Origin of the sequence: Klebsiella sp. 2-CIP_Kleb., assembly GCF_050378715.1 — a bacterium.
GTDB classification, from domain to species: Bacteria; Pseudomonadota; Gammaproteobacteria; order Enterobacterales; family Enterobacteriaceae; genus Klebsiella; species Klebsiella quasipneumoniae.
The window spans coordinates 22,744-45,400 of sequence record NZ_JBNRLG010000002.1 but is presented as its reverse complement, the minus strand read 5'-3'; the positions used below and the strand labels follow the sequence as shown (position 1 = coordinate 45,400).

General features: G+C 54.6%; 22 protein-coding genes. 14 read left to right on the top strand and 8 right to left on the bottom strand.

The genetic code is table 11. The features are described from left to right. Positions 1 to 124: 124 nt before the first annotated feature. The 12 genes from ACQUTP_RS08170 to ACQUTP_RS08115 are packed head-to-tail and all read left to right on the top strand — an operon-like array spanning position 125 to position 13,731. A complete protein-coding gene (locus ACQUTP_RS08170; protein ID WP_023319801.1) occupies positions 125 to 1,528 on the top strand; it encodes an undecaprenyl-phosphate glucose phosphotransferase in 1,404 nt (467 codons plus the stop codon). After that, positions 1,518 to 2,804, top strand: a complete 1,287-nt coding sequence (locus tag ACQUTP_RS08165; RefSeq protein WP_032426060.1) for an outer membrane beta-barrel protein — start codon at positions 1,518 to 1,520, stop codon at positions 2,802 to 2,804. The genes ACQUTP_RS08170 and ACQUTP_RS08165 overlap by 11 nt, the downstream gene beginning before the upstream one ends. Continuing rightward, positions 2,801 to 3,355, top strand: a complete 555-nt coding sequence (locus tag ACQUTP_RS08160) for a polysaccharide biosynthesis/export family protein (protein ID WP_032455595.1) — start codon at positions 2,801 to 2,803, stop codon at positions 3,353 to 3,355. Before ACQUTP_RS08165 ends, ACQUTP_RS08160 begins: the two co-directional genes overlap by 4 nt. A 1-nt stretch (position 3,356) precedes the next feature. After that, complete coding sequence (locus ACQUTP_RS08155; protein WP_080847390.1) at positions 3,357 to 5,444, top strand: GumC family protein; 2,088 nt, start codon at positions 3,357 to 3,359, stop codon at positions 5,442 to 5,444. Between the two features lie 5 nt (positions 5,445 to 5,449). After that, the gene (locus tag ACQUTP_RS08150) at positions 5,450 to 6,667 is read left to right on the top strand and encodes a lipopolysaccharide biosynthesis protein (protein ID WP_004204652.1); all 1,218 of its coding nucleotides are present in this window, start codon (positions 5,450 to 5,452) and stop codon (positions 6,665 to 6,667) included. Next, positions 6,658 to 8,040 (top strand): capsular biosynthesis protein, encoded by a 1,383-nt coding sequence (locus tag ACQUTP_RS08145; protein ID WP_080847391.1) that lies wholly within the window; start codon positions 6,658 to 6,660, stop codon positions 8,038 to 8,040. Before ACQUTP_RS08150 ends, ACQUTP_RS08145 begins: the two co-directional genes overlap by 10 nt. Next, positions 8,033 to 9,058: a glycosyltransferase family 2 protein gene (locus ACQUTP_RS08140; protein ID WP_004204650.1), complete on the top strand. Its 1,026-nt coding sequence runs from the start codon at positions 8,033 to 8,035 to the stop codon at positions 9,056 to 9,058. The genes ACQUTP_RS08145 and ACQUTP_RS08140 overlap by 8 nt, the downstream gene beginning before the upstream one ends. Continuing rightward, positions 9,039 to 10,253, top strand: a complete 1,215-nt coding sequence (locus tag ACQUTP_RS08135; protein WP_080847393.1) for a glycosyltransferase family 4 protein — start codon at positions 9,039 to 9,041, stop codon at positions 10,251 to 10,253. The genes ACQUTP_RS08140 and ACQUTP_RS08135 overlap by 20 nt, the downstream gene beginning before the upstream one ends. Then, positions 10,250 to 11,350, top strand: a complete 1,101-nt coding sequence (locus ACQUTP_RS08130; RefSeq protein WP_004204648.1) for a glycosyltransferase family 4 protein — start codon at positions 10,250 to 10,252, stop codon at positions 11,348 to 11,350. Before ACQUTP_RS08135 ends, ACQUTP_RS08130 begins: the two co-directional genes overlap by 4 nt. Positions 11,351 to 11,361: 11 nt before the next feature. Continuing rightward, positions 11,362 to 11,775, top strand: coding sequence for a hypothetical protein (locus ACQUTP_RS08125; protein WP_023319795.1), 414 nt, complete (start codon positions 11,362 to 11,364; stop codon positions 11,773 to 11,775). 7 nt (positions 11,776 to 11,782) lie between these two features. Continuing rightward, positions 11,783 to 13,198 carry a DUF4832 domain-containing protein gene (locus ACQUTP_RS08120; RefSeq protein ID WP_032426069.1) on the top strand — a complete coding sequence of 472 codons (1,416 nt, stop codon included), beginning with the start codon at positions 11,783 to 11,785 and terminating at the stop codon, positions 13,196 to 13,198. 11 nt (positions 13,199 to 13,209) lie between these two features. Continuing rightward, entirely contained in the window at positions 13,210 to 13,731 is a 522-nt protein-coding gene (locus ACQUTP_RS08115) for a serine acetyltransferase (RefSeq protein WP_004204645.1), read from the top strand. 82 nt (positions 13,732 to 13,813) lie between these two features. On the opposite strand, the gene crl is transcribed toward ACQUTP_RS08115, so the two are convergent. The 3 genes from crl to gpt all read right to left on the bottom strand — a co-directional run bounded on the left by crl (position 13,814) and on the right by gpt (position 16,078). Further along, positions 13,814 to 14,212 carry a sigma factor-binding protein Crl gene (gene crl, locus ACQUTP_RS08110; RefSeq protein ID WP_002889793.1) on the bottom strand — a complete coding sequence of 133 codons (399 nt, stop codon included), beginning with the start codon at positions 14,210 to 14,212 and terminating at the stop codon, positions 13,814 to 13,816. Between the two features lie 57 nt (positions 14,213 to 14,269). Then, on the bottom strand, positions 14,270 to 15,514 hold the full coding sequence (gene frsA / locus ACQUTP_RS08105; RefSeq protein ID WP_004204644.1) for an esterase FrsA: 1,245 nt from the start codon (positions 15,512 to 15,514) through the stop codon (positions 14,270 to 14,272). Positions 15,515 to 15,619: 105 nt separating this feature from the next. After that, positions 15,620 to 16,078, bottom strand: coding sequence for a xanthine phosphoribosyltransferase (gene gpt, locus ACQUTP_RS08100; RefSeq protein ID WP_002889733.1), 459 nt, complete (start codon positions 16,076 to 16,078; stop codon positions 15,620 to 15,622). Positions 16,079 to 16,335: 257 nt separating this feature from the next. Between gpt and pepD the strand changes: the two genes are divergently transcribed. Further along, positions 16,336 to 17,793, top strand: coding sequence for a cytosol nonspecific dipeptidase (gene pepD, locus ACQUTP_RS08095; protein WP_096833662.1), 1,458 nt, complete (start codon positions 16,336 to 16,338; stop codon positions 17,791 to 17,793). A gap of 48 nt (positions 17,794 to 17,841) precedes the next feature. Here the strand turns inward: pepD and ACQUTP_RS08090 are convergent, their stop codons facing one another. Beyond that, positions 17,842 to 18,288, bottom strand: coding sequence for a GNAT family N-acetyltransferase (locus ACQUTP_RS08090; RefSeq protein WP_032455593.1), 447 nt, complete (start codon positions 18,286 to 18,288; stop codon positions 17,842 to 17,844). 2 nt (positions 18,289 to 18,290) lie between these two features. Beyond that, on the bottom strand, positions 18,291 to 19,346 hold the full coding sequence (gene dinB, locus ACQUTP_RS08085) for a DNA polymerase IV (protein WP_004204641.1): 1,056 nt from the start codon (positions 19,344 to 19,346) through the stop codon (positions 18,291 to 18,293). A gap of 159 nt (positions 19,347 to 19,505) precedes the next feature. Between dinB and ACQUTP_RS08080 the strand changes: the two genes are divergently transcribed. Further along, entirely contained in the window at positions 19,506 to 20,366 is an 861-nt protein-coding gene (locus ACQUTP_RS08080) for a glycerophosphodiester phosphodiesterase family protein (RefSeq protein ID WP_042937982.1), read from the top strand. Positions 20,367 to 20,602: 236 nt separating this feature from the next. On the opposite strand, the gene nqrM is transcribed toward ACQUTP_RS08080, so the two are convergent. The 3 genes from nqrM to nqrE are packed head-to-tail and all read right to left on the bottom strand — an operon-like array spanning position 20,603 to position 22,653. Then, positions 20,603 to 20,818 (bottom strand): (Na+)-NQR maturation NqrM, encoded by a 216-nt coding sequence (gene nqrM / locus ACQUTP_RS08075; protein ID WP_004204638.1) that lies wholly within the window; start codon positions 20,816 to 20,818, stop codon positions 20,603 to 20,605. A gap of 2 nt (positions 20,819 to 20,820) precedes the next feature. Continuing rightward, entirely contained in the window at positions 20,821 to 22,044 is a 1,224-nt protein-coding gene (nqrF, locus tag ACQUTP_RS08070; RefSeq protein WP_004204637.1) for an NADH:ubiquinone reductase (Na(+)-transporting) subunit F, read from the bottom strand. A 12-nt stretch (positions 22,045 to 22,056) separates the two neighbouring features. After that, positions 22,057 to 22,653 carry an NADH:ubiquinone reductase (Na(+)-transporting) subunit E gene (nqrE, locus tag ACQUTP_RS08065; RefSeq protein WP_004177335.1) on the bottom strand — a complete coding sequence of 199 codons (597 nt, stop codon included), beginning with the start codon at positions 22,651 to 22,653 and terminating at the stop codon, positions 22,057 to 22,059. Positions 22,654 to 22,657: the final 4 nt, after the last annotated feature.

The window sequence follows — 22,657 nt, the reverse complement described above, 5'->3', positions numbered from 1 at the left end:
AACCTATAACATTTCATCTATAGTTACAGGAAGTTTATTCAAAATCATGTCAATAAATAATTTTTCTATATCTCAACTAAATATTAAGAAAACGTTATTTAATTGGCGATAAAATGAGCGAAAAATGACAGATAGCAAAATTAAAATTTATAGCACACGCTATAGCAACATAATGAAATTGCTGGATTTTTTCTCCGTTAACATCTTTATCTACGTCTATCTTATCGTTCTTAACCTTGTTCCTACCCCTTCTTCTATATTACTTGGGATTATTTATTCATTAATATTTATACGTACCAACGAGTATTTTCAGCTCTATTCTGGACAAATGAAAGGTAGATACTTGTCCATTCTCGTGAAGCTGTTTATAAGCGCGTGTCTGGGAGGCTTGCTATCTTTCCTATTGATCGTTATCGCTGAACAACTTGCCAGTCGCCCCCTGTCGATTCACCACCTGGTATTAGCCAAAACCATTGCACTGTGCTCGGTTGCTGTTTTCATCAGCATGTTTTTCATCCGTGTTGTGACCAGTCGCTATTTCTTTAAGAGCAAACGCAGGGTCGCCATTCTGGGCATAACGCCAGCAGGGCTGGCTATCCTGCAGGAATTGCATAAAGAATTCTCAGCTGAAGGTATCGACATTCGTTTCTATGAGGACCGGGCGGTGCAACGCGACAGCCGCCTTATCAATATTGATAAGGCGGGTAACTCACGAGATCTGCTGGCGCTGGCAAAAAAAGGTGAGGTAGATGAAGTTTACATTGCGCTGCCAATGGTGGCCCAACAGCGTATTCGCCAGTTTTTGAACGAATTTTCCGATACCACGGTGGATGTTTTTCTGGTGCCGGATCTTTTCTCGTACAGTGCACACATTTCCCAGTTACGCATGTTTGGCAACATTCAAACTATCAGTATTTTCACCTCACCGTTTGAAGGTGAAGGCGCGGTACTCAAGCGTATTGAAGATATTATTCTTGGTCTCTTTTTTACCTTGCTTAGCCTTCCGGTGATGCTGTTTGTGGCGATAGGTATTAAGCTCACTTCGCCAGGACCAGTGTTGTTTAAACAAAACCGCTACGGTCTCAACGGTAAACAGATCCAGGTGTGGAAATTTCGAACCATGCGGGTGATGGAGAACAGCGCGGTGGTCACGCAAGCCACGCGTAACGATCCACGAATCACCAAATTCGGCGCTTTTTTGCGGAAAACCTCACTTGATGAACTGCCCCAGTTTATTAATGTCCTGCAAGGACGAATGTCTATTGTCGGCCCGCGTCCACATGCCGTCGCACATAACGAGCAGTATCGCGTACTCGTCGAGAACTACATGATTCGCCATAAAGTTAAGCCCGGCATTACCGGGCTGGCGCAAATTAATGGTTTTCGCGGCGAAACAGATACACTCGATAAAATGGAAAAACGTATCCAGTTTGATCTGCAATATATTCAGTCGTGGTCACTGTTACTGGATTTAAAAATCATCTTTCTGACTTTCTTCCGTGGCTTTGTGGGCAAAAATGCGTTCTAAAGGGGTGGCTCTAACGGTGTTGCTTTATATACCCTGGGTCCATGCCGACCTGCAGGGGAAAGCGCATACCGGTATTGCTGGTATCGATTTCGAGAGCCAGCTAGGCTATGACATCGGTTACAACGACAACGTGACCTGGCAGCGCTATGGCCAGAATAGAATAGGATCCAGCTACCAGAACATAAAGCCGATCGTTAAAGCCATTGGTGAACGCTATGAAGACCGCTATCTGCTGATGTACTCCGGCGATTACCGCAACTATGCCAACGATAGCGCGGATAATCGTAATAACCATTTTTTTATGTTCAATGGCAAATGGCGCTTCGGCAAAATGCATGGCCTCTCGCTGGATCTTGATGAGACGTTAGGCCACGAAGAACGCGGTCAGGATACGACCGAAGGCTTTTTGCCCGAGCAGTTTAAAGAGTTTGGTATCAAAAAACCTATCGGCACCCGTTTTTTCAACAGCGAGCTACGCTACAGCTATGGCGCCCCGGAGGGACGCGGTAAAGTGGAGGTCGCGTTACTGCGTAAGCAGTTGCGCTTTCGCGACCTTGATAGTATTAAAGCGGCCAGCGATGACTTTGATTACTACATGCACGACCAGGAATGGAATGAAAACAGCCTGGTGGCAGAGCTGTTCGATCAGAAAGCGAAAACGCTGCGCTACCGCTATAGCTTTATCACAAACCAGCGCCGTTACGAGCTCAACCCGCTAAAAGACAGCAATGAATATTATCTACTGTTTGGCATGAAAAACCGCCTGTCGGGAAAAACCGAGATCAATGGTAACGTTGCCTGGCTGTACAAAGACTTTATCCATAACCCGGACTCCCAGGGTTTCAACGGCCTGAACTGGGATATCACCGCCGACTGGAAACCGCTGGAGCAGATGAAGTTTAACTTACACAGCTCGCAGCGCATTAAGGATCCGACCGACTCCGGGGGCTACATTCTGGTATCTAATTTTGGCGTTGGCTATGAACATCACTGGCTGGTGGATCGATTCTCAACCCTGGTCGATTATTCATATATCACTGAAGACTATAAGCATCAGAGCAATAAACGCAAAGACCAGAGCAATCTTCTGTCGCTGACTTTTAACTACGATTTCCGTCCCTCGATTAACTTTAAGCTGAAGCTGCAGTGGAACACCATGCATTCAAATAAAGATACGGACACTTTTTATATTGGCCCTGACTACTCGCATGCGGTTGACCGCACCCTGGGCTACGACGATTCGGCCATTATTTTTATGACGCAGGTACAGATATGATCCTTTTCAATAAAAAACTGGCGATGCTTCCGCTGCTTGCACTACTGCTGGCTGGCTGCTCCACGCCGCCGCAGACGATCAAAACGCCACCGGACGCTGTCTATCTTCTCGACCAGGGCGATGAAATCAATATTGCCGTTTCCGGGGAGCAGGATCTGACCATGCGGGTAAAAATAGACAACAGCGGCAGCATTGATTACCCCTATATCGGATCGCTGCTGTTAAAAGGCAAAACGCCTGAACAGGTGAGCAATGAAATCGCCGATAAGCTGCGCGGCAATTATCTGCAGGCGCCGATGGTCACCGTGAGCATCGCTGAATACCGCAAGATTTATTTACTGGGGGAAGTGAAAAAACCCGACGGCTACGCCTGGGAGCCGGGATTAACGGCGGAAAAGGCCATCGCCCTGGCGGGTGGTTTCACCGATCGCGCCGACCGTCATGATATTCGTATTCGACAGGCCCGCGGCGGTAAGCTGTTGGAAAACGTCGCCGCCGACTCCTCCGTTCAGGCTGGAGACACTATCATTATTGGCATGAGTTTCTTCTGATATGGCAATTTCATTGGTCGAAAATGCAAAAAAGAAAGAGGGCTTTATCGACTTTGCGCCCTATTTCAACAAAATTAAGCACAAGCTGATCTGGTGCCTGGTAGTGGTTATTGTTGCCGCGGTGGCATCATTTATCCTGACGCGCTTTATGTCCTCAAGCTATACAGCGACTGCTACCGTGCTGTTTAAAGCGCAATCACAAGACATTTCTCCCCTTCCGCGGCTTGAAAACTACGACTCCACGCGTAGCGATTACTATGAAACCAAGTACGCGCTCATGGGTTCACGAGTAGTACTTGATGCCGCCGTGCGCAAATTAAAGCTGTATCAGGACGCGGAATTTAACGGCGGTGATAAGCTCGACGAAGCCACACGCATCCATAATGCCATTCAGGCGCTGGAAAGAGGCCTGACAATATCGGGGGTGCGTACTACCCAACTGGTATCCGTGTCAATGGAAGCAAAATCGCCGCAAAAGGCTGCCGATATCGCCAACGGCGTTGCCCAGGCCTTTATCGATTACAGCCTACAACAGAAGCAAAACACCTTGCTTCAGGCCCAGGGCTGGAACGAAAAAATGATGGACGACCTTAAGCACAAAATGGATCAGCAAAAGGCGGACATCGACAACTTCCTTAAGCAGAATGGATTGCTGACGTTCCGCAGCATGGATGGCTATGAGACCGAGCGCATGGGAATCGTCATTAACCATCTTGCCGACGCCACCCAGCGTCGCCTGAAGGCTCAGACGGTGTGGGATAAAGTTCGTCGCGAGCAGGGTAAACCAGTAGAGCAGATTATCTCACTGCCGGAAATATCCGGGCACCCACAAATACAGGACTTACGGATTGCGCTTATTCAGACCCGGCGTAATCTTTCTGAAGCGGCTAAGCATTATGGGCCGCAACATCCAAAATATTTGCAGGCTCAAGCCCAGTTGCAGGCGGTCAACGTACAGCTAGGCCAGGTACTGGGGGAGCTTTTTAACGGCCTGCGCCAGCAGTATCAAATCGCTCTCGACGATGAGCAGCATTACCAGAAAATGCTTAACGACCAGAAGGCGAACTTTCAGGCACTTGGTGCTAAGCGCGACCAGTATAACACTATGACCACCGCGCTGAATAAAACTGAAGAGTTGTATAAATCCCTGTATCAGCGCGCCAACGAACAGAAATTATCAGAGAGTTTTTCAGTGCCGGATGAGGTCATTTATGACGCCGCGGTGCCGCCGGACCGCCCCTCAAAACCACAGCGTGGTTTGCTGATCGTGATGATCACCATGATGGCCCTCGCGCTGTATATCATGTACCTGATCGTCAGTACCGCCCTGGATAAATCAGTCAACAGCCTCAGCGAGCTGAAAGCGAAAACTGGGCTCAAAGCCAGTGGAGAATTCCCGCGTCTGACGCAACTGGAGAGTGTGAAGCAGGTTTCCCATAACGTCCTTTATGCCGACATGATCCACAGCCTGCGGCTGGCATTGCTTAATCAGCGCGACAAACCCGCTACCATTCTGGTGACCTCGGTGCAATCTCAGTCCGGCAGTTCGCTTATCTCAGAACTTCTCGCCTGGTCTGCCAGTAAATCGCGTAAAACGTTGCTGATTGATCTCGACTATCAAACTGCTCAGGGCCTGTCCGCGAAGTATCCGCAGCACAAAAAAGGCTTCAGCCAGCTGCTCAATAATTGTTGTACGCCAGAACAGGGAATCGTCAAGCTCGATGAGCAACTGGATTTTATGCCGCGCGGCGATCTTCAGGAATCATCGCTGCTGCTGCTGACCGCCCAGCGCTTGCCTGATCTACTGGCCAATCTGCATCAGAGTTACGATACGCTGATCATCGACACCCCGGCACTCAGCCAGGCACAGGATAGCTTGCTGCTGGCGGCGCAGAGCGATATCTGTCTGCTGGTAGTGAAAGCCGGCGAGCAGGCGGCACGCATCCGCGAAGCGGAGCATCGTCTGCAAGGTACAGGCGAGCTCCTGGTGGCGAGCGTACTCAACCAGGTTCAGGAAGAGCAGCTGGAAACGCAGGAAGGAAAGCGTCTGCTCGATCGCCAGATGCGCGAACTCATTTCCCCGAAATAGCGCCTATGAATCTGATTAAGAGTATTTCATCCATCGCCAGCTCATCAGTGCTTTCGCAGCTGATTGGCGCCTTTTCGGTCTGGCTTATCTCGCATCGTTATGGAATGGCGGAAGTCGGTCATTACGCGATGATCTATAGCAATGTGCTGATCGGCGCACAGGTCTGTACCTTTGCTTCGCAGCTATTGATTCCTCGCCAGGAGGATCATGAACTGGAGCAAAACGTGGTATTTTGCCTGCTGCAAAGCTTGCTGATGGCGATCCCGTGGGCGGTGATTACCGGGCTCATTTTTGACCTCAATATCGCCTTTCTCTATTTGCTCACCTTTGGCTATGCGCTGGTTCTGGTGGCGGAAAACCTTTCCCTGCGCGGCGGCAACTATCCTTTCCTCACCTTCCAGCGCATTGCGGTGTCGCTGGTGGTCGCCATCGCGCTGCTGGTGATGCCGAACCCTACGCTGTTTTATCTGGCGTGGATGGTCGGGATCCTGCTGCTGCTGGTCGCCTGCCTGGTTCGCCTGTTCAACTTTCGCAGCTTAACGTTGCACCACTTTTCACCTGCAGTGAATCTGCGTTTTTTACGCGAGCACTGGCAGCATATCAGCCGCGTCGGCAGCGCCGAGGTGCTGGCGATGGCCAGTAATAATCTGCCGACAATGCTGATTAACGTCTGGTTCTCGCCGCTGGTCGCCGGATACTTTTCGGTGGTCAGCCGTTTCTGCCTGTCGCCGGTGATGATTATCGGCAACGCCGTGCGTAACTCCATCTTCTCTAAATGGTCGATGGATTTCCGCAACCACACCTTTAACTATCCGGAATATAAAAAGGTTCGCCTGCTGCTGCTGGGCGCCGCCGCGGTATGCATCCTTGGCATCTGGATTTTCTATCCGCTGGTAATGCGCCTTGGCTTTAGTGAGGAGTGGCTGAATTCGATTCCCACCTCGCGCTACATGCTACCTTATCTGTTCGCGGCGCTGGCGGTCAGCCCGCTCACGGTGATCGAACTGATCTTTGGTTCCCGCCGCTATTTCCTGCGCATTCAGATTGAGCAGTTACTCATTATCGTCATCGCCTTTATCGCCTTGCCGTACTTTGGCGTCACTTATGAAATCGCCCTGTTGACGTTCTCGTTCCTGACCTTCGCGCGGTACTTATTCATTTTGCTAAAAATGAATCAGCGGGCGAAAACGCTTTCTTTACAGGAGCAGAAAATATGCAGCTAAACACCGGCCGCTATCTTGAAGCCTATGCCCTGATGACGCTGGTGTTCTGCGGTACGGTCCAGTATTTCACCGGTATCTCGGCTGTGCTGTGGCTGCCATTTTTTCTGGTACTGGTGATGGCGGTACTGCTCCTGATGCAGAGCCGCCCGCAGCCGCTGGCGCTCACCGGGCGGGAAAAGCTAATACTGGCGCTGTATCTGACCTTTATCGTACTCGGGCTGGTCTCAACGGTACTGCAGTCAGGGGTCGTCACCGCCATCGTCGGCTTTAAAAACGAGCTGGCGCTCTCGCTGCTGATGTTTTGCATGCTGCTGGGGATGTTTAGTGAATCACAGCTGTACCGTCTGACGCGGCTTTTCTACTGGATCTACTATGTGCAGATCCCGGTCGCTATCTATCAGGTGATTTTCGTGGTGCCTAAACGGGTGGCATTTCGCGGCGAAGATGAGAAATGGGACTCGGTGGTCGGCACTTTCGGCGGCGACCCGATGGGCGGCGGCAACACCGCGGCGATGGGGATGTTCTGTCTGCTGATCATGCTCATGAAAGTGTCAGAGTTTAAGCACGGCATCTGCTCATTTAAATCGCTGGTGATCCACATCGCGCTGGGTTTCTTCCTCTGCGTGGTGGGGGAGGTAAAATTCGTCATTCTGCTGTCACCGTTCCTGCTGGCCCTGCTGTGGATCCTGCCCGGCTACGTGAGTGGCGTGAGTAAAGTTAGCCTGCGATCGCTGCTGATCATCGCCGCCGGCATGGCGCTATTAATTTTTGTCGCCATTACCGTGTTGGCCTCCAACTATTCCTCGGCCTTCGGCGGCGACCCGACCAAAAGCGCGCTGTCGGTGTTTATCGATTCGCTAGGATACATTTTCGATACCAACTACATTATGCCAAGCGGCGAGCTGGGACGGTTCACCACCCTTTTCTTCTGGCTGCAGCATAACGAACTATTCGGCCCGGGCGGCATGCTGTTTGGTTACGGCCTTAACGCCACCAACAGCGGCAGCACCGTCTCGCCGGGCTATATCGGCGTCTGGTATCACCTGATCCTCGACTCCACCGCCCTAAGCATGCTGCTGTGGGAAGTGGGGATTATCGGCATCATTCTGTTCATTGGCACCATCGTCTCAATACTGGTCGCGATGCGGCCTAAAGAGACCTTTTCGCGCCACGATCTTAAGCTTGAGGATCTCCAGCTGCTTAGCTCAGCCCCGGCATTCTATGTCTTCGTCATTGGCTGCCTTCTCAGCCTGCCGTACAGCCAGATCCTGATGATCATTCCCATGCTACAGTTTTTATTATGGTTATCCCTTGGGGCGCTGATTGTCATCCACCGCGCTGTCCGTCTTAACTCCGGTACCCACTATGAATAAAACGCCATCCATTACCGTCAGCATCAAGACTCTGAACGAAGCGCAGGGCATCGAGAAAACGATCGATAGCGTGCGCAAACAGCTGCAACCGTATCCGCATCAAATTATCGTCGCCGACAGTTTATCAACGGATAACACCCGCGAACTGGCTATCGCGAAAGGCGCGATGGTGGTATGCCTGGATAACGCCGCCGACCGCTGCTGCGGTATCGGCCACCAACTGGGCTGGCTGTATAGTGAAGGCGATTATCTGCTGCTGCTGGATGGCGATATGGAGCTGGAACCGGGCTTTCTGGATACCGCGGTCGGATTTCTGGAGACACATCCCGAGTACGCAGGCGTCGCCGGCAGCGTCGAGATGGATGATGCCTCTAACTACGAGTTCAAATCGCGCAAGCAGCGCCTGCATCTGATCTATCCGCAAGGCGATACCGACCATCTGGGTGGCGGCGGCCTGTATCGCCGAGAAGCGATCGAGAAAATCGGCTACCTGACCAATCTCAACCTGCACGGCTACGAAGAAGCGGAGCTGGGAATTCGTTTGCAGGCGGCGGGTTACAAGCTGCATCGCCTGGCGGCGCCCTACTTCAGCCATGCCTCTTACACCATGCCGACCTTCAAAATGCTGGCCTACCGCTGGAAGAACGGTTTCCTGTGGGCTCCGGGCGAATTGCTGCGTAACTGCTGGGGGAAAGCCCATTTCCCGGCAGCGCTGCGGATTGTGCGTAATGAACTGATCTTCACTCTCTATCTTCTGGTTTTACTGGTCTGCCTGCTCACCTTTAACGGCAAAGTCATCGCCATTGCTTTGCTGCCGCTGCTGGCGTTTATCGGCCTGAAGGCCATTAAAAATAAATCGCTGCGCGATGGCGTGCAGAGCGCCATTAACTTATCGCTATTTTCTGCGGGGCTGCTGCGCGGGGTGATGAATTCAGTGCGCGATCCGATGAAACGCCCGGCGGTGACCGTCTCGAATCCACAGCATATTGATACTGAAAATGAAAATTCTCTTCGTTAACAAATTCTTCTTTATCAAAGGCGGCGCGGAAACCGTTTATTTTCAGGAGCGCGACGCGATGCTGCAAGCCGGCTACCAGGTGGTCGACTTCAGTATGCAGCACGCAGAAAATAAACCGTCGCCGTGGGAGGAATTTTTCGTCCATAACGTCGATTATCACGACAGTCACGGCCTGATGAGCAAAATCAAAGCCGGAGTAGACTTTATTTATAATGCCGAGGCCTGCGCAAAGCTCAACACCCTATTGCTGCGAGAGCAACCGGACATTGTGCATTTTCATAATATCTATCACCAGCTTACGCCTGCCGTTATCGGCGTGGCGAAACGTTTTGGCTGCAAAACGGTACTCACCGCCCACGATTACAAAATCGTCTGTCCTTCGTACACCATGCTGCGCGATGGTCATGTCTGTGAAGAGTGCCTTACCGGGTCGGTGATCAACGCTTTTCGTCACCGCTGTCAGCAGGGCAACACCTTCAAAAGCCTGCTGTTGTCGCTGGAGGCCTACTGGCAGAAGTTCGCCAAAAATTACGCCATGCTCGACTGCATCATTGCCCCGAGCGAGTTTATGCGCCAGACACTGTTGCGTAAGCTGCCCAATGCCCGCATTGAGGTAATCGTCAACGGTATTGATGCCGACAGCACCGTACCCGGCGAAACCGCGGGCGACTATTTTCTCTATATTGGTCGCCTGAGCCGGGAAAAAGGCGTACCGACGCTGGCGCAGGCGCAGCAAAAAATGCGGGAGGCGATGCCGCTTAAGATTGTCGGCGACGGCCCATTGGGCGCAGACCTGCGCGCGCGTTTCAGCGGCCCGCAGTTCCTTGGCTATATGAAACACGGCGAGGAGCTGAATAACCTTATTCGCGGGGCCCGCGCGGTAGTCGTCCCCTCTGAATATTATGAAAACTGCTCTATGTCGGTGCTCGAAGCCATGGCTTTTGGTCGCCCGGTGATCGGCGGCAATATTGGCGGCATTCCGGAACAGATTCGTGACGGCGTCGACGGCTATCTGGTTGAACCCGGCAATAGCGACGCGCTGGCACAACTAATGGACAAACTGGCTGCAGACCCTGAGCTGGCCCGCAATATGGGAATTAACGCCCGCCAGCGGCTGGAAGAAAAATATGATCTCGCCCGCCACATGCAGGTGCTGCAGGCGCTTTATCAGCAACTTGTCGGGGAGACAAAATGACTATCAAAGTAACGGTGTTAGGCACTCGCGGGATCCCTGATGTACAGGGGGGCGTCGAAACCCATTGCCAGAACTTATACCCGGAAATCTATCGCCAGGGCAGCACGGACATCTGCGTGATTGCCCGCTCGCCGTATGTGAACTACCGCCGCAGCGAATATCAGGGCGTCAAACTCAAAAGCCTGTGGGCGCCGAAAAGCCGTAAATTCGAGGCCATTATCCATTCTACGCTGGCGGCGTTCAGTACTTTATTTGATGGATCGAACGTGGTGCACGTTCACGCCGTCGGCCCCGGTCTGGTGGTGCCGTTGCTTCGCTTGCTGGGAAAACGCGTCGTTTTTACCCATCATGGCCCGGATTACGATCGACAGAAATGGGGCCGGATGGCCAAAGAGATGCTGCGCCTTGGCGAAAAATGGGCGGTGAAATACGCCAATGAAGTGATCGTTATTTCCGAAGTTATCAATAATCTGATTAAGCACAAGCACGGCCGACATAACGCCCATGTTATCTACAACGGCGTGCGCCAGGTCGAACTGCCGCCTGCTAAGCGGCAGGCGGCGATCCTCGATAAGTACGGTCTAAAACCGGGCCAGTATATTGTTGCCGTCGCCCGTTTTGTCGAAGAGAAAGGGCTGCACGATCTCGTTGCCGCCTATGCCTCCGCCGGGTGTTCGGTACCGCTGGTACTGATTGGCGATGCCGACCACGCCGATGAATATAGCGAACGCCTGAAAAAGCAGGCTGCTGCGACGCCAAACGTCATCCTCACCGGCTTTATCAGCGGCGCGCCGCTGCATACGCTGTTCTCGCAGGCCGGGCTATTCGTGCTGCCCTCTTATCATGAAGGATTGCCAATCGCATTGCTGGAAGCCATGTCGTGGTCGCTGCCAGTGGTGGTGAGTGATATTCCGGCCAACCTTGAAATAGGCCTGCCGCCAGCGGACTACTTCCCCGTCGGCAGCGTTCCGGCATTGACGCAAAAACTGCAACACTGGGTGGCGGGACAAAAAGCGGACTACAGCCAGTTTATGCCGAAGTACCGCTGGCCGGAAATTGCGGCACAAACCGCGCAAGTCTATCAGCGCTTAACGTAAGCAGGGTACTCGTGCCGAAATCTACATCTGAACTGGTGGTTGAGCGCTTCTATGCTGCGCTTGACGAGGAGGTGGAAACCTCATTAACCGCGGAGCAAAAACGCGGAATCGAACAGGCGCTGGTTCGCGCCAATCTGGCGTCGCGCCATCGAATCGATTTTCGCCATAGCTTTCCGTTCCTGCATCGCCGCTATTTCGTGGTGTTTCTTTTTGGTCGGGATCTGCGCAAAGTCTCGCGCGAGAGCACCCTGTTCGGGCGCATCTTCGCGACCCTGCTGATTACGCTTGGCGTGGTGTTTGGCCTGCTGTCGATCCTGCTGGCGCTCTATATGCTGAAATCAGCATTAGGCATTGATGTGTTTAAGAATTTCCACGTCGGTATCTGGACGTGGTTTGTTAGTCTTCATGACCACATGACAAAGTGAAATGAGTATGGCGATATCATCTCTGCGTAGAGCCCCCTGGGTTCGCGCTCTGCTGCTGATCAGCGCTTTTTCGACAGCGTCCGTGAGTGCGCAAACCATGGTCATCACGCCGCCCCCCTTCGATGGTCTGTTGATCAATCCGGGCATCGGCGTCGCCAGCTTTCATAATGGCTATGGTGAAAAACCGACCCGAGCCGAGTACCCCGATACCGGTTTTGAGTACGATCGCTTCTACTGGAGCGAGCTTGAGCCACAGGAAGGGGTCTACAATTTCGATCTGATCGATAACGCCTTTAGCGTCGCCGCCAACCATCAGCCAGCAATGAACGTTGGTTTGAGGGTGATGGTGCTCGACGATCCGCAAACGGGATCGAAAATTCCCGACTGGCTGATCGCCAAAGGGATCAAAGGCCAGTGGGTAGCCGACGGCAAAACCTTCGTGCCGGATCTCAGCGATCCAACTTTTATCACCTATGCGCAGAGGCTGCTGAAAGCCCTTGGTCAGCGTTACGACGGCAATCCTGAGCTGGCCTTCATCGATATCGGTATCGTCGGATCCTGGGGCGAATGGCACAATTCCAACTTTAGCGATATTCCGCCGTTAATGGAGAAATACACGCCGGATCAGCTCAATCGCTATGTTGATATGCATTTCGATAGCTTCCCGAAAACGCCGAAAGTCATGCTGATTAGCGGTGGTGATTCGCTGGCATGGGCCAGCCGCCGTGGCGCCGGCTGGCGGGCGGACTGCTGGGGCGACTGGCATAACTTCTCCAGCGACTGGAGCCATATGCGCGATGATTATCCACAGCGCCTTGCCGCCGCCCAGGCTGAGTCACCGGGGTTTGTCGATAGCTGGAAACGCGCGCCGGTCAGCCTTGAGATCTGCGGTTACATGAGCGAATGGCAGAGCGTGCAGCACTACACTCGCGAAGAGGTCCAGGCCACCTTCGACTGGGCGCTGCAGCAGCACGCCAGCACTTTGAACCTGAAATCACGACCCATTCCGGCGGAATATCGCGACATTGTCGATAAAGCCTTGCTGCGAATCGGCTACCGTTTCCGGGTCAACAAGCTCGCCTTTGCGACGCCGATTAAGGCAGGTAATCCATTAACGATCAATGTCACCTGGCGTAATGATGGCGTCGCCCCTGCCTATCTGCTCTACCTGGTACAGTGGCGCGTGGTCAACGCTGCCGGCGCTACGGTTACCCAGTTAAAAACGCAGGATGATGTGCGCCGCTGGCTGCCGGGGGATATGCAAAGCACTGTCACTCTGACGCTACCCACCTCGCTGCCCGCCGGCGATTACGCGCTGCAGACAGCCATTACCGATGCTCAGGGCAAGCCGCGGCTCCTGCTGGCCAACCAAGGCAAAACCGCCGACGGCTGGTATCAACTGACCACCTTTTCCATTAAGTAAACGGAGAATTCATGTCTAATGCCATCAGTCAGGTACGCCGCGAGATCAAACATACCGGCAGTATGAAGGCGAAAATCGCGATTCTACTCTATCGCCTCGCGACGCTGTATCGCAGCCGAAATCCGTTTTACAAGCTTCTCGGCATTCCATTCGTTATTCTCAATAAACTGATTAACGAATGCCTGTTTTGCGTCGAGCTACCCTGGCAAACGCGGATTGGCTATGGGCTGAAGCTGTATCACCCGCACTGCATCGTCCTCAACCGAGGTACCGTAATCGGTGAAAACTGTATCCTGCGTCAGGGAGCCACCATTGGCAGCCTGACGGATAGCGAAGGCCGCGAGGGACCAAGCCCAGTGATTGGCAATAACGTCGAATTCGGCGCCCACGTGGTGGTCATCGGTCCGGTAACATTGGGTGATAATGTCAAAATTGGCGCGGGGACCGTGGTGACGAAAGATCTGGCCGCCGGTCAGGTAGTGGTCGGCCAGCCATTCAGGGTGTTGTCATCTCATCGCGAAATGCAAGAATGACGGTACGTCAACCGTAACAGCAACGTAACGTTCGGAGGAGTCATCCGCTTCCCGGGACAGGAAGCGGATACCAGAGTATAGCCTACGCCCGCAGACGTACCGGCTCGCTGAAATCGTCGGCCGGTTCCAGCTTCAGATTAAAGGTGGTCAGCAGCGCTGCCGCGCGCTCGTGAAACTCGCGCAGCGTTTTTTCCAGTCTGTCGCTCACTTCCGGGTCGTCAATGTCGACCGCCTGCCATGACCCTTCTTTATTGAACAGACCAAACTGGTAGCTATAGGTGAAACGTGACTCTTGTGCTTCCATTTCCATCCACCAGCCCCAGAATTCACGCTTCTCCGGCGCGGGCTTAACATTGACGCAAACTGCCAGGCAATCGAAAAAGAAACGGTTGTCATGGCACTGCTCTTCGCGAATGTAAGGCCCTAGCGCCGTGAATTTCTTGATCAACTTACTTTTCAGGTGTCCACTCGGTAACGTCATTGCGATCTCCTTTAGTGATGCAACTGTTTTACCAAACCAATAGAATTTAGCAATAAATTAACCAAATCTATGATTGATCCAGCGGGCGATCTGTCGCAATGCGTGATCAAAATTGCGATACACCGGGTTAAACGGGATCTCCAGCAGTTTGCCATCGGCAGATGACGAGGTGATTAACCGCGACTCCTCTTCAGGGCTGAACGGATCATCCTTCCAGAAGCCGGAGAGCATCGGCGTCGGGCAACGGCGCCCCAGCAGTCCCTGGGTTTTGAGCGAATAGCGATTGAGCTCCACGCGCAGCGCTTCATCGGATGCGTCATGCATGCCCAGCCGCGAGGCCAGCACGTCGAGGTACATCTCCGGCACGCGCCCCTGATGCAGGGGATCCACCAGCAGACCGTGGACCACCGGCCCCAGACAGGCTACGGCCTTCAGCCGCTGCGGCTCCAGGTAACCGAGACGCACCGCGATATTGGCGCCAAAGCGGAAGCCGAAGGCGGCGACCCGGGTATGGTCAATCCACGGCACATTTTCCAGATGGCGCAGCGCGTGCTGATGCAGCAGGCTGGTGTCCTGATTCAGCGTCCATTTTGATGAGAAGCCGATGGAGGGCATATCAATGGTCAGCATGGCAATGCCGAGCGGTGAGAAGTAGTTTTCATACAGGTTGTAATAATCGGTCTGCAGCGAGTCCAGCCCCCCGCACATCAGCACCGTCGGAAACGGCCCCTCGCCTTTCGGCATATGCAAAAAGCCGGTTATCGGCGAGCCGCCAGGGATAGTAAACTCCAGCTCGCGCAGGGCGCCAGGCAGTCGCTGGGCGGCCTCTTCATACGCCCGGTTGGCTAAAGCCTGCGCCTGTTCCGCCAGCTCATCGCCTTTGATATGCGGATAAGCGGCAATGCTGTACAGGTTCGAAGCATGCAGCCAGTGGCGGCCGCTCAGCAAAGGATCGGCTTCCTGCCCGGCCTTTTGCTGCCACTGCATGGCTTCTTTCGCCCACTCAAAAATCCAGTTGCCGCCGCGATAGCCGATAACGGTATCGAACAGCTCGGGATCGGTTCGTTCGGCCTCGCTCATCACAATGCGCGCTTGCACATCGAGGATCTCCTGCGGGGTTACGCCGCGCCAGATCCACATTAAGCGATTGATCAGACGGTACCAGTGATCGACGTGATTGCCGCTCAGCGCTGACTGCATCGCCTGGGGTTTTCCGGCAGAAAACCGGCGCACCAGCGTAGAGGTTTCGGGATGTTTGAAGCGAGGTTTAAACAGCGTTTCGCTAAGGTTAGCCTGTGACATGTGCAGTCTCCGTCGTAGTGCCACTCCGGATATTGTAACCTGCTAAAGGATAAAAAAAACCACGCCCGGCAAGCCGGGCGTGGTAAATAGCACTGTCCTGAAGAATTAACGACCTGCGATAGGCGGTACAAACACCACGCCCATATCCCACGGCTGTTCAATCCAGGTATCCTGCGGAATATCAACCACGTAATCATCCACCAGCGGACGGCCTGCCGGTTTGGCGAAAATGGTGACAAAGTGCGCTTTGGGATACATTTCGCGGATCGCCACAGCGGTCCCGCCGGTATCCACCAGATCGTCGATAACGATAAAGCCTTCGCCATCGCCTTCCGCACGTTTCAGCACTTTCAGCTCGCGCTGGTTATCATGGTCGTAGCTGGAGATGCATACGGTATCAACATGACGAATGCCCAGTTCACGCGCCAGTAACGCTCCCGGTACCAGTCCGCCGCGGCTAACGGCAATAATGCCTTTCCATTGCTCAACCGGCAGCAGACGGCTGGCCAGTTTGCGGGCGTGAATCTGCAACATGTCCCAGGTGACGACGTATTTTTCGCTCATGTGAAGTGTCCCAGCCTGTGTAATACGGCTTAAATAATGTTCGAGGGGGAAAATGGTTGCGCGAGATTATAGAGATCTGACGCACTAAAAACCAGTGTTAAGCGGTTTGCGCAACGCTTTTTGCGTTGTTTACACTACCTGCGGCGGTGGAAAGTGGTATTCTCAACCCCATCGCGCAAGCCCGGGCTTGTTGTGTATTTTAACGCTAACCCTCGTCCTGCAACCGCTGTATGCAGGAGTCTGTAAGGAGACTTACCGTGTCTGAACTGTCTCAACTATCCCCGCAGCCGCTTTGGGATATTTTTGCCAAGATTTGCTCCATCCCGCACCCGTCCTATCACGAAGAACAGCTCGCCGAGCACATTATGGGTTGGGCACAAGAAAAAGGCTTACACGCGGAACGCGACCAGGTTGGCAACATTCTGATTCGTAAAGGCGCGACTGCCGGTATGGAAAACCGTAAGCCGGTAGCGCTGCAGGCGCACCTCGATATGGTGCCGCAGAAAAATAACGACACCGTCCACGACTTCGCCAAAGATCCGATTCAGCCGTACATTGACGGCGAATGGGTGAAAGCGCGCGGCACCACGCTGGGCGCGGACAACGGTATCGGGATGGCGTCCGCGCTGGCGGTACTGGCCGACGACAGCGTCGCTCACGGCCCGCTGGAAGTGCTGCTGACCATGACCGAAGAAGCCGGCATGGACGGTGCCTTCGGTCTGCAGGCCAACTGGCTGCAGGCCGATATCCTGATCAACACCGACTCCGAAGAAGAAGGCGAAATCTACATGGGTTGCGCCGGCGGGATCGATTTCACCTCTAACCTGGCGCTGACCCGCGAAGCGATTCCGGCCGGGTTCCAGAGCTTTAAAGTCACCTTAAAAGGGCTGAAAGGCGGCCACTCCGGCGGTGATATTCACCTTGGTCTGGGTAACGCCAACAAGCTGCTGTCGCGCTTCCTCGCCGGCCACGCCGATGAGCTGGATCTGCGTCTGGTCGATTTCAACGGCGGCACGTTGCGCAACGCCATCCCGCGTGAAGCTTACGCTACTGTCGCCGTCGCCGCGGATAAAGCCGATGCGCTGAAAGCGCTGGTGAATACTTACCAGGCGCTGCTGAAAAACGAGCTGGAGGCCAAAGAGAAGAACCTGGTGGTGCTCGTGGAAGCGGTCGATAACGACAAAGCGGCGCTGACTCAGGCTTCCCGCGACACTTTCATCCGTCTGCTGAACGCCACGCCGAACGGGGTTATCCGCAACTCTGACGTGGCGAAAGGCGTAGTGGAAACTTCGCTGAACGTCGGCGTCGTCACCATGACCGATGACAACGTACAGATCCACTGCCTGATCCGCTCGCTGATCGACAGCGGCAAAGACTACGTGGTCAGCATGCTGGATTCTCTGGGTAAACTGGCGGGGGCGAAAACCGAAGCCAAAGGCGCTTACCCGGGCTGGCAGCCGGACGCCAATTCGCCAGTGATGCACCTGGTGCGCGAGACCTATCAGCGTCTGTTCAACAAGACGCCGAACATCCAGATCATCCACGCCGGTCTGGAATGCGGCCTGTTCAAAAAACCGTATCCGGAAATGGACATGGTCTCCATCGGGCCGACCATTACCGGTCCGCACTCTCCGGATGAACAGGTACATATCGAAAGCGTCGGCCAGTACTGGACGCTGCTGACCGAGCTGCTGAAAGCCATTCCGGCTAAATAAGCACTACCACCGGCGGCAGTCCGCTGCCGGTTTTTCATCCGCCTCACCTTAGCGACCCGCGCTTTCCATCCGGTAGTTAATAAACCACTCTCCGCGCGCCGCCACCCGCTGCTCAGCCACCACCTTAAAACCATGAGCCGTAAAACAGGGCTTTGCGGTAATGCTGGCGTCCACCGTCAGGATTTGCGCAGGATACTGAGCGCAGAGCGCCTCGATAAGCGCGCCGCCGATACCCTGCCGGCCATGATCCGGCGAGACGAAGAGCAAATCGATATGCGTCCCGATGACGGTGATAAAGCCAACCAGTTGATGCTCTACTTCCGCCACCAGCCCGATTGAATCAGCCAGCTTTTGCCGCCATCGCGTCTCATCCACCTGCGCCCAGGCCGCAATCTGCGCCGGGGTATAGTCCCGGCTGGCCGTTTCCCGCACCGCGCGCAGAAAGATCTGGCAGAGCAGTGGTAAATCGCTGTCGTGGTAAGGGCGAATGTGCATGGTTAAATCCCTAATAAAAGCTGCCTTTCCAGCTGCGGATCGAGCAGCGTTACGTGGAGCCCAACCAGACGCACGCCACGTCCGCCACGGCGCTCATCCCAGGCCTTGTGCGCGGTGGCAATCAGATCCGCTTTGTTCAGCCGCGGCCAGACGTGTTCCTGGGTGGTCAGCTGGAAGTCATTGAATTTCAGTTTAATCCCCTGACGGGCGATCAGCAGGTCCGGTTTAACCTTCGCCAGCCGGCGCTCCAGCTCCGGGTAGAGGTTTTCGATTATCGCTTCGCACTCCGGCCATTCGTGAATATCTTCCGCCAGGGTGCGCTCCACGCCCACCGACTTGCGCTGGCGGTCGTTATGGATTTCCCGCTCATCAATCCCGTGGCTGCGCTCCCACAAAATACGGCCAAATTTACCGAAGCGCTTAAGCAGCATGGCCAGATCGCTGTTCTGCACATCGCCACAGGTACGCAGGCCCATATTTTCCAGCTTCGCTGCCGATACCTTCCCGACGCCGGGTATTTTCGCCAGCGGCAGCGCCCGCACAAACTCAGCCACCTGATGGGGAGCGATAACGAACTGGCCGTTGGGTTTATTCATGTCAGAGGCGATTTTGGCAAGAAACTTTACCGGCGCGACCCCCGCCGAGGCGGTGAGGCGCAGCTCCCGTTCAATGGTTTCGCGGATCTCCTGGGCTATCAGGGTGGCCGACCCGTGACAATGCACGCTGTCGCTGACGTCAAGATAGGCTTCATCCAGCGACAGCGGCTCAATGCGCGAGGTGTAGCGGGAGAAAATTTCGCGGATATGGTTCGAGGCTTCTTTGTAGGCATCGAAGCGGCCGGGAAGCAGTGTGAGATGCGGGCACAGCTTGAGCGCTGTCGCCGTCGGCATAGCGCTGCGCACGCCAAACTTGCGCGCAGGATAGTTCGCGGTACTAATCACGCCACGCTGTACCCGACTGCCGCCTATTGCGAGGGGGATATCGCGCAACGCCGGGTTGTCGCGCATCTCCACCGCCGCAAAGAAACAGTCCATATCGACATGGATAATTTTACGCATCGTCAGACTCAACACTGTATACCCATACAGCATAGCAAAACTCGCTGCGAATTTGATGCTTTTTTTATTTCATCGGCTAAAAAAGCGGTCAAAACATAAAAATGCAATGAATTATGTTTATTTTCATAAAGTTAACCAATGAATCTGGAAGGTGTAATCATGAAGAAAATACTTACCGCACTTTGCCTGCTGGCCACCGCCGGCGCCTGGGCAGCCCCACAGCTGATTGCCCACCGCGGCGGCACCGGCGATGCGCCGGAAAATACCCTGCCAGCGATCAAGCTGGCGCTGGAGAATAACGCTGAGGCCATCTGGGTCACCGTGCAGTTAAGCCGCGACGGCGTGCCGGTGCTCTACCGGTCAAGCGATCTTTCCGCATTGACCAATAGCGAGGGCAAAGTTTCCAGTTTGACCGCCGCCGAGCTGGCGAAAGTCGATGCCGGCTGGAAATGGGGTGATGACAGCCACCCCTGGCGTGGCAAGCTGGCCACCATTCCCACGCTGCAAGCCGTTTTGCAGCAATGGCCGCACACGTTCTTCTACATCGACATTAAATCTCCTGATGCCGACCCGACCGTGATGGGCGAGCGCCTGCTTGCGGTGTTAAAAGCCACGCACAGCCTCAATCGCGTACGGGTCTATTCCACCGAAGACCGCTATATCGCCGCGCTGCCGCCGGCTATTCCCCGCTTCGTCACCCGTAGCGAAACCCGCACCAGGCTCGCCAGTATTTCGCTCAGCCATCAGTGCCAACCTGCCAGCCAGCGCGAAGGCGAACAGTGGTATGGGCTGGAGCTGAAGCGCAAGGTAGAGGTGGTGGAGAAATTCACCCTTGGAGAAGGGATCTCCCCGGCGACGCTCACCTGGGATAAAGAGGCGATGGATTGCTTCCGCTCGCAGGGCAAAGCGCACATTATCTTCTTCGGCATCAACAGTGCGGAAGATTACCGCACGGCGAAGGCGCTGGGCGCTGACGGCGTGATGGTTGATTCCCCGGCGCAGGCGAAAAGCTGGCAGTAAGGGCGCAAAGGGAGAAAAAAGGCCGCGAAAGCGGCCTCACATTGCTGGCATGTTGTTGCCGGGTGGCGGCTGGCGCCTTACCCGGCCTACAAAACCGAAGCAGCAGACCCGGCAAGCGCAGCGCCACCGGGCACGGAGCCGCTTTATGCCGGGTGGCGGCTGCTCCTGACCCGGCCTACAAAACCGAAGCAGCAGGCCCGGCAAGCGCAGCGCCTCCGGGCCAAAATGGCCAAAGATTACAAAATACGCCGCTGCTGGCGCTGCGCCTCGCGGGCGAGACGTTTCTTACGCGCGTCGCAGGGCTCAGGACAGTCGCAGACTTTCTCCAGCCCCAGCGAGGAGATCCCCCCGCAGCTGCCCTGAATGCTCTTGCGCTTCACCAGGTAGCCCAGCGACATCCCGAGGATCACCAACGCAAAAATCACAAAGGTTGCGACAAACACCGTCAGCATCGTCAGCCTCCAAAGTCGTCGAGCAGAATATTCTCGTCCTCGACGCCCAGATCCTTCAGCATCTTAATCACCGCGGCATTCATTACCGGCGGCCCGCACATGTAGAACTCGCAGTCTTCCGGCGCCGGGTGATCGCGCAGATAGTTCTCGTACAGAACGTTATGGATAAAGCCGGTATGCCCCGTCCAATTATCTTCCGGCAGCGGATCGGAGAGCGCGACGTGGAAGGTAAAGTTCGGGTTATCCCGCGCCAGCTGTTCAAACTCATCATCGTAGAACATCTCGCGCAGCGAGCGCGCTCCGTACCAGAAGCTGATTTTGCGTGTGCTGTGCAGGCGCTTGAGCTGGTCGAAAATATGCGAACGCATCGGCGCCATCCCGGCGCCGCCGCCGATAAACACCATCTCGGCGTCGGTTTCTTTGGCAAAGAACTCGCCGAACGGCCCGGAAATCGTCACCTTATCGCCCGGCTTCAGCGACCAGATATAGGACGACATGATCCCCGGCGGGGCATCCGGCACCTTCGGCGGCGGCGTCGCAATGCGCACGTTGAGCATAATGATACCCTTCTCTTCCGGATAGTTAGCCATCGAGTAGGCGCGCAGGGTCGGCTCTTTCACCTCAGAGACGTAGCGGAACAGGTTGAACTTGTCCCAGTCCGAGCGGTATTCATCCGGAACATCGAAGTCAGCATAGGCCACTTTATGCGGCGGGCATTCGATCTGAATATAGCCCCCCGCGCGGAACGGCACCACCTCCCCCTCCGGGATCCGCAGCTTGAGCTCTTTAATGAAAGTGGCTTTGTTATCATTGGAGATAACTTCGCACTCCCATTTTTTCACACCGAAGATTTCCTCCGGTAGCTCAATCTTCATGTTCTGCTTCACCGCGACCTGGCAAGCCAGACGGCAGCCGGCTTTTGCTTCACGTTTGGTAATATGCGAAAGCTCGGTCGGCAGGATATCGCCGCCGCCCTCTTTGATAGTCACCCGACACTGGCCGCAGGAGCCGCCGCCGCCGCAGGCGGAGGAGACAAAAATCCCGTTGCTCGACAGCGTGTTCAGCAGCTTATCCCCCGCCGGGGTACGGATCTGCTTATCCGCTTCGTTATTGATCTCAATAACCACGTCGCCCGCGTTCACCAGCTTTGAGCGCGCTGCCAGGATAAGCCCCGATAGCACCAGCACAATCAGCGTGAACATCACGACGCCAAGAATAATTTCCATACTTATTCGCCCTTATAGCTGCACGCCGGAGAAGGACATAAAGCCCAGCGCCATCAACCCGGTGGTGATAAAGGTGATCCCTAACCCGCGCAAGCCGGCAGGCACGTTGGCGTACTTCATCTTTTCGCGGATCCCCGCCATCGCCACAATCGCCAGCATCCAGCCGATGCCGGAGCCGAAGCCGTAGACGATGGATTCCGGGAAGTTGTAATCACGCTGCACCATGAACGACACACCGCCAAAAATCGCGCAGTTAACTGCAATCAGTGGCAGGAAGATCCCCAGCGCGTTGTATAGCGCCGGGAAGTACTTATCGAGGATCATCTCGAGGATCTGCACCAGCGCGGCGATCACCCCGATAAAGGTGATGAAGTTCAGGAAGCTGAGGTCCACCCCTTCCACCAGCGCGCCGTCGCGCAGCACCAGGTTATACACCAGGTTGTTGATCGGTACGGCAAGACCCAGCACCACCGTCACCGCAACGCCGAGGCCAAAGGCGGTGGAGACCTTTTTCGACACCGCGAGGAAGGTACACATCCCGAGGAAGAAGGCCAGCGCCATGTTTTCAACGAACACCGCGCGGACAAACAGGCTAATGTAATGAGCCATCATC

Excerpts from the sequence above, each read along its gene's own strand:
- nqrM (WP_004204638.1), bottom strand. The coding sequence starts at position 20,818 with ATGCTGACGGTGTTTGTCGCAACCTTTGTGATTTTTGCGTTGGTGATC.
- ACQUTP_RS08165 (WP_032426060.1), top strand. The coding sequence starts at position 1,518 with ATGCGTTCTAAAGGGGTGGCTCTAACGGTGTTGCTTTATATACCCTGG.
- ACQUTP_RS08115 (WP_004204645.1), top strand. The coding sequence starts at position 13,210 with ATGTCTAATGCCATCAGTCAGGTACGCCGCGAGATCAAACATACCGGC.
- ACQUTP_RS08120 (WP_032426069.1), top strand. The coding sequence starts at position 11,783 with ATGGCGATATCATCTCTGCGTAGAGCCCCCTGGGTTCGCGCTCTGCTG.
- ACQUTP_RS08135 (WP_080847393.1), top strand. The coding sequence starts at position 9,039 with ATGAAAATTCTCTTCGTTAACAAATTCTTCTTTATCAAAGGCGGCGCG.
- gpt (WP_002889733.1), bottom strand. The coding sequence starts at position 16,078 with ATGAGCGAAAAATACGTCGTCACCTGGGACATGTTGCAGATTCACGCC.
- nqrE (WP_004177335.1), bottom strand. The coding sequence starts at position 22,653 with ATGGCTCATTACATTAGCCTGTTTGTCCGCGCGGTGTTCGTTGAAAAC.
- nqrF (WP_004204637.1), bottom strand. The coding sequence starts at position 22,044 with ATGGAAATTATTCTTGGCGTCGTGATGTTCACGCTGATTGTGCTGGTG.
- dinB (WP_004204641.1), bottom strand. The coding sequence starts at position 19,346 with ATGCGTAAAATTATCCATGTCGATATGGACTGTTTCTTTGCGGCGGTG.
- ACQUTP_RS08170 (WP_023319801.1), top strand. The coding sequence starts at position 125 with ATGACAGATAGCAAAATTAAAATTTATAGCACACGCTATAGCAACATA.
- ACQUTP_RS08150 (WP_004204652.1), top strand. The coding sequence starts at position 5,450 with ATGAATCTGATTAAGAGTATTTCATCCATCGCCAGCTCATCAGTGCTT.
- ACQUTP_RS08160 (WP_032455595.1), top strand. The coding sequence starts at position 2,801 with ATGATCCTTTTCAATAAAAAACTGGCGATGCTTCCGCTGCTTGCACTA.
- ACQUTP_RS08155 (WP_080847390.1), top strand. The coding sequence starts at position 3,357 with ATGGCAATTTCATTGGTCGAAAATGCAAAAAAGAAAGAGGGCTTTATC.
- frsA (WP_004204644.1), bottom strand. The coding sequence starts at position 15,514 with ATGTCACAGGCTAACCTTAGCGAAACGCTGTTTAAACCTCGCTTCAAA.
- ACQUTP_RS08130 (WP_004204648.1), top strand. The coding sequence starts at position 10,250 with ATGACTATCAAAGTAACGGTGTTAGGCACTCGCGGGATCCCTGATGTA.
- ACQUTP_RS08090 (WP_032455593.1), bottom strand. The coding sequence starts at position 18,288 with ATGCACATTCGCCCTTACCACGACAGCGATTTACCACTGCTCTGCCAG.
- crl (WP_002889793.1), bottom strand. The coding sequence starts at position 14,212 with ATGACGTTACCGAGTGGACACCTGAAAAGTAAGTTGATCAAGAAATTC.
- ACQUTP_RS08080 (WP_042937982.1), top strand. The coding sequence starts at position 19,506 with ATGAAGAAAATACTTACCGCACTTTGCCTGCTGGCCACCGCCGGCGCC.
- ACQUTP_RS08145 (WP_080847391.1), top strand. The coding sequence starts at position 6,658 with ATGCAGCTAAACACCGGCCGCTATCTTGAAGCCTATGCCCTGATGACG.
- ACQUTP_RS08140 (WP_004204650.1), top strand. The coding sequence starts at position 8,033 with ATGAATAAAACGCCATCCATTACCGTCAGCATCAAGACTCTGAACGAA.